Below are 5,200 nucleotides of genomic sequence, written 5' to 3' on the forward strand. Positions count from 1 at the left end.
TCATTGAGGCGCTCCAGCTCCTGGCTGAGAATCGCATTCGGGTCGAAGGCCGCCGAGTCCGAATCTTACCGGCGAGACCAAAGCAGCCGACCCCGGCGTGATGGTCTCCCGGTGGGGGGCATTCACTCGGCGCCATCGGCGTCTGCGCGTTCAATTCAAAACCGTCGGCACGTTCGCTGTCCGACTTGGGACTGGTTGGCTTGCCCTGGGCGCGGCCTAATTCTGCCCGTTCAGAGTAGCGAACGGATAGCTTCAACACCTGCCAGGGCAACAGCGTGGTCATTCTCCACGGTGCTCCCCGACACACCGATTCCGCCGATGACCTCGCCTTGGGAATTGCGAATTGGGATACCTCCCGGAAAAGTGATAAGACCTCCATTGGAGTGTTCGATGTGGTAGAGAGGCCCGCCCGGTTGCGAAAGTTTCCCGATCTCGCCCGTCTCCATGTCAAAAAATCGAGCTGTTCGCGCCTTGCGGATGGCGATGTCGATCGACCCGAGCCATGCACCGTCCATCCGCACGAAGGCTTTCAAATTGGCGCCGGCATCCACAATGGCGATGTCCATCTTCGTACCGAGTTCCTCGGCCTTTTTGATGGCCGCTTCAAGTGCCTTCTGGGCAACGCTGAGCGTGATGTCGTTCATGGGAAACTCCGTAGGTCTAAATTGAAACCGTATTCACCTAGTCCAAAACAGTTCCGAGACACAGCAGTTCTCACCGCGGTTTCGAGCACTTCCTGGGCCGCGGATTTGACAGTGCTGCGGGAGTACCACGGGTAAAACCAGCGGCGAAAGCGGCGAAAAAGCTTCCACCTGGGCGTCGCATGGTCTGTTCGCGGTATTGTATCACCCTGTCAAGACTTTTCGTTCCAAGTTGCCGGTGAATTTGGGGACCGAGGAGGGAGACTCTGGCCGTACGGTCTGTGCTGGGCTTCCCACTTTAGCAACCGGGCCTTTATCGCCAGCCCCCCGCGGGCCGTGAATCCGCAGAGCCGCCCCGATGTGGAAATGACCCGATGGCACGGGATTAGCAGCGGCACGGGATTGCGGCCGAGAGCCTGGCCGACGGCGCGACTGGCCAGGGGATGACCAACCGACTCGGCAAGCTGCTTGTAGCTTCGCGTCTCGCCGTAGGGAATCGAGCGACATGCTTCCAGGACGCGGCGAACGAAGGGGGAGCAACGCGACAAATCCACAGGGATGCTGGAGAACTCCACCGGACGACCGGCTAAATACTCCTGCAATAGGCTAGTTAACTGGTTCGGCAGTTGCCGTTGGCTGGTAGAAAGGTCTGTCAGGTTATCGACCGCCGGTGACGGTGGAAAGCGAGGATCGAGAACGTAGAACCTTGACGCTGGGAAGGTGCGTGATTCCCGAGGCGACATCCGAGCGTGTAGTCGTTCGACGAAACTCGTCAGCGCGGCCCACTCGACGGGACCGGCTGAAACGCACAGGTCTGCGGCTTTGGCGCGAAGTTCGTTCAGTAATTCGGTGGCCGTGGCAGCACCGAGACAGCCGCAAATCACGTGTTTAGCATTGAACGCGAACCCAAACCAGCCCAAAAAGCTCTCACAGCATAAGAATTGGCATTCGGTTTGCATCAACCCCTCCTCGGGAGTCACCGGTCGGTCGGCGCCCAGCAGACTGGGAACCCAGCGAAACAGATTAAAATAACAAGTGATGGAATCGGAACCCAGGGTTTGTACTAGATAAGTGTCGATTGGTTGCCCCCAAGTAGAGGGGATTTGACAGCCTCCCTTCGTTCGTTTTATACTCGGGCATTTTAAGGTGTGGTGCCTGTTGCTGGGAGCGCGAAATTAAGGAAGTTCTCACGAACCCTTGGAAGGAACAGCACCCGGTCACTATGGAAACCTATCATCATCTGTGCGATGATCATTACATCAATTTGACCCTTAACACCGCTCTGACCCTCCCATCGCATCGAGAGACTCTGATTCATTTTTTTGAGCGGATCCAGCGCTCGTTTCCGGGGATGAAAAACTTTTATGCCCGGGACCGTTCGGAAATCGTCCTTGAAGAAGATAAGGTGGAGAGCTCTTATCGATGGCTGACGCTGGAGCCCAGACGGATCAGTGCCGGGCATGTGAACCCGGAATCTGTGGAGGCCGCCCTGCAGTTTCACCGCCTCATCCTGGAAGTGGCTCCGTATCATCTGTCCCTCAGTCCGCTGGATTGCGAGGCCATCGATCTCCTCTTCGGTTTTGACTTCACTTATCAGGGAAATCACAACCAGTTAGTGGCGGATGCCCTGGGGGTACCTCTGGCATTTGAGCGATCCTTGGAGATTCCTTCAGCCCAGGTGGTCCACTATGAGCCCTCGATTACCCTGGCGTTCGATCGTGACTGCCGCCTGCAGTGCCGGATCAGTGTAGAAACCCGAACCAATGACTACCATGTGCGGACCCAGGAGTACCCGGAAGAGCAGGTAAGTGTCTACGTAACATGCCGCTATTATGGGTGTTTGTCGGGTCAGAATGGGTTTCTCCAAACGCTCGATCTGCTGGCCAAGACGGGCAGGGCTGTAATCGAGCAGTATGTCATCGAATCGATCCTCCAACCGCTTGCCAAGGCGATCGCACTCCGTTGAATGGCGGCGTGAGACACCTGGTGAGACTCCTACCGGCGATGAGACTCTTCGCATGAGACGCCGCGGCTGAGTGACTGACTCGATCAGTTCCAATTCGACGGGTGCCATTGGCCGACAGGTTGCTCCCGCCTCTGTGTCGAACCCGCTCCCACCGGGCCGAGCTGCGGCCACACGTCAAGCTATTGATGCGGATTGCCCTGTCGGGGACCCCGAGATAGCTGCCGAGCGACTTGTTTTGGCGAAATTTTGGCCATAGAATGGGCCGCCGATCAGGGTTGTCGGGTTCTGCGCTCCAGTGGTCCGATAAGCGGAGACCTGCGTTATGAAACGTCGTACTTTCCAGACGTGTTTGCTGGTGGTTGTGGCCATCACGGCGGGTGGCTTAATCAATTCGCAGGCTGCCGAGCCGCGAAGGGACAGAACGGTCATCCTGGTCAGCGTGGACGGTCTGGCCCATTTCTACCTCAATGATCCACGGGCGGACATGCCCACCATTCGTCGATTGGCAAAAGAAGGCGCAAGCGCCCAGGGAATGGTGACGGTTTACCCGTCGGTCACGTGGGCTGCCCACGCAACGCTTTCGACAGGGGTTTGGCCCGGAAAGCACGGAGTGATTGCCAACGATTTTCTCGATCGGCAGACTCGCCAGAAGGTCACTCTGCTTTGTGATCCGGTGTACGACAAGGAACAGGCTTTACGGGTGCCGACGATTTACGATGCTGCATACAAGGCCGGTTTGGTCACAGCAGGAGTGCTCTGGCCGGTGACGAAAAACGCCCGGACGCTGCATTACAGCGCGCCAGATATGCCGGGCGACGACGCGTGGACTCAGTTTGGCACCCCGACCTGGATCGCGGAACTCCGTAAAACAGGGCTACCGGTGGATAGTCACGGTCGATGGTGCCGAGAAAGTGGCGGTGGTGTGCCACGGGACTGGCTCTACACCAGAATGGCACGCCAGCTCCTTTTGGAGCATCAACCCAACTTGATTATGATTCATCTGGTGGAGCCGGATCACGTGCAGCATCGCTCCGGGCCGCGTTCCGATGATGCCTACTGGTGTGCCAGCTACGCGGACGACCGGATTCGCGACATCGTGGAAGCCATCGCCGCCTCACCCCACGCCCGAAGTACTTATCTGATCGTCTGTTCGGATCATGGATTCTTTCCGTATCAAAAGGTCATTCAGCCCAATGTGCTTTTACGAAGGTTGAATCTCCTGGAAGAAAAAGACGGCAAGATCGGTCCGGGGAAAGCGTGGTGCGTTTCCCAGGGTGGGAGTGCCGGTGTATACATCCTGGATGAGGCCAATCGGTCGGCCTTGATCGCACAACTGGAAAAGGAATTTTGCCAGTTGGAAGGTATTCAAGCGGTCATCGGTCCGGAACAGTTCGAAAAAGTGGGCCAGGCCTCCCCCGAAAATGAACCGAGATGTCCGGATCTGTGGCTGGCGGCTGAGTCGGGCTATGCCTTTTCGGAAACCGCAACTGGCAATGACGTGGTGGTTTCCCGACCCAGTATAGGAGGAACCCATGGCTATTTGCCCGACCAGCCCGATATGCTGGCCATGTGCGTCATTTGGGGGCCAGGAATCGCCCCTGGGACGGACTTGGGCAAGGTGCAGATTGTTGATATCGCGCCAACAATTGCCGCCATTTTGGGCATCGATCTCCCGAACGTGGACGGAAAACCGTTGGTCAGGCCGTGAGCGTGTTTCGTCGAGGCCGTTCCAGTCTGCGGACGGGGTTCGCCCCATCCATTCGGGGCACTGGCGAATTGTAGCTTGTTGTGGGAGTTGCTCCTCGGCCATGCTAGATCATTGCATTGGTCTTGAACGAAAAACTAAACACCAGTATCATTATCATAAATGTTTGAAATGTTCAGGTCCTGGATGGCGGGACTGTGAGCAACCATCGCCTTTCCGACGTTTCGAGGGGATTTTCCATGAACGCCGCAGCATGTGGAAAAGTGTTTGATCAGATCACGCAATGTATCGGGAATACGCCTTTGGTCCGCCTGCGGAGGATTACGGCGGGGTGCGGTGCGACTGTAGCTGCAAAGTTGGAGAATATGAACCCCTTATGGAGCGTCAAGGACCGCATCGCTTGGGCCATGATCGAGGCCGCAGAAAAGCAGGGCCTCATCAAAGAAGACACCGTCATCATTGAGCCTACCAGCGGTAACACGGGTATCGGGCTGGCATATGTGTGTGCCGCTCGCGGTTATAAGCTCGCAGTCACAATGCCAGAGAGCATGAGTCTCGAGCGGCGACGGTTGCTCAAGGCGTTCGGAGTAGAGCTGATTCTCACTCCTGCTGCCGAGGGAATGCCGGGAGCAGTGAGGAAGGCCGAAGAGTTAGTCAAGGAAAACCCGAACTTCTACATGCCACAGCAGTTTAAAAATCCAGCGAATCCGGAAATTCACCGCCGGACAACGGCAGAGGAGATCTGGCGGGACACCGGTGGGCAGGTAGACATTTTTGTGGCAGGGGTTGGTACGGGCGGGACCATTACCGGTGTCGGAGAGGTGCTCAAAGCGCGTAAACCAGGCGTTAAGGTCATTGCGGTAGAACCCGCCAACAGCCCCGTCATCA

General features: G+C 56.9%; 5 protein-coding genes. 3 read left to right on the plus strand and 2 right to left on the minus strand.

Annotated features, from left to right (window positions below):
- Window positions 1-230: 230 nt before the first annotated feature.
- The gene (locus ABJK56_RS11420; RefSeq protein WP_347244796.1) at window positions 231-644 is read right to left on the minus strand and encodes a heme-binding protein; all 414 of its coding nucleotides are present in this window, start codon (window positions 642-644) and stop codon (window positions 231-233) included.
- A 209-nt stretch (window positions 645-853) separates the two neighbouring features.
- Entirely contained in the window at window positions 854-1,600 is a 747-nt protein-coding gene (locus ABJK56_RS11425) for a methylated-DNA--[protein]-cysteine S-methyltransferase (protein WP_347244798.1), read from the minus strand.
- 263 nt (window positions 1,601-1,863) lie between these two features.
- Between ABJK56_RS11425 and ABJK56_RS11430 the strand changes: the two genes are divergently transcribed.
- The 3 genes from ABJK56_RS11430 to ABJK56_RS11440 all read left to right on the plus strand — a co-directional run.
- Complete coding sequence (locus ABJK56_RS11430; RefSeq protein ID WP_347244800.1) at window positions 1,864-2,607, plus strand: hypothetical protein; 744 nt, start codon at window positions 1,864-1,866, stop codon at window positions 2,605-2,607.
- 322 nt (window positions 2,608-2,929) lie between these two features.
- Entirely contained in the window at window positions 2,930-4,315 is a 1,386-nt protein-coding gene (locus tag ABJK56_RS11435) for an ectonucleotide pyrophosphatase/phosphodiesterase (protein ID WP_347244802.1), read from the plus strand.
- A 236-nt stretch (window positions 4,316-4,551) separates the two neighbouring features.
- A partial coding sequence (locus ABJK56_RS11440; protein WP_347244803.1) for a pyridoxal-phosphate dependent enzyme occupies window positions 4,552-5,200 on the plus strand: 649 nt, incomplete at its 3' end.

It is taken from the genome of Thermogutta sp., assembly GCF_039793925.1.
In the GTDB taxonomy this organism is placed as follows: Bacteria; Planctomycetota; Planctomycetia; order Pirellulales; family Thermoguttaceae; genus Thermogutta.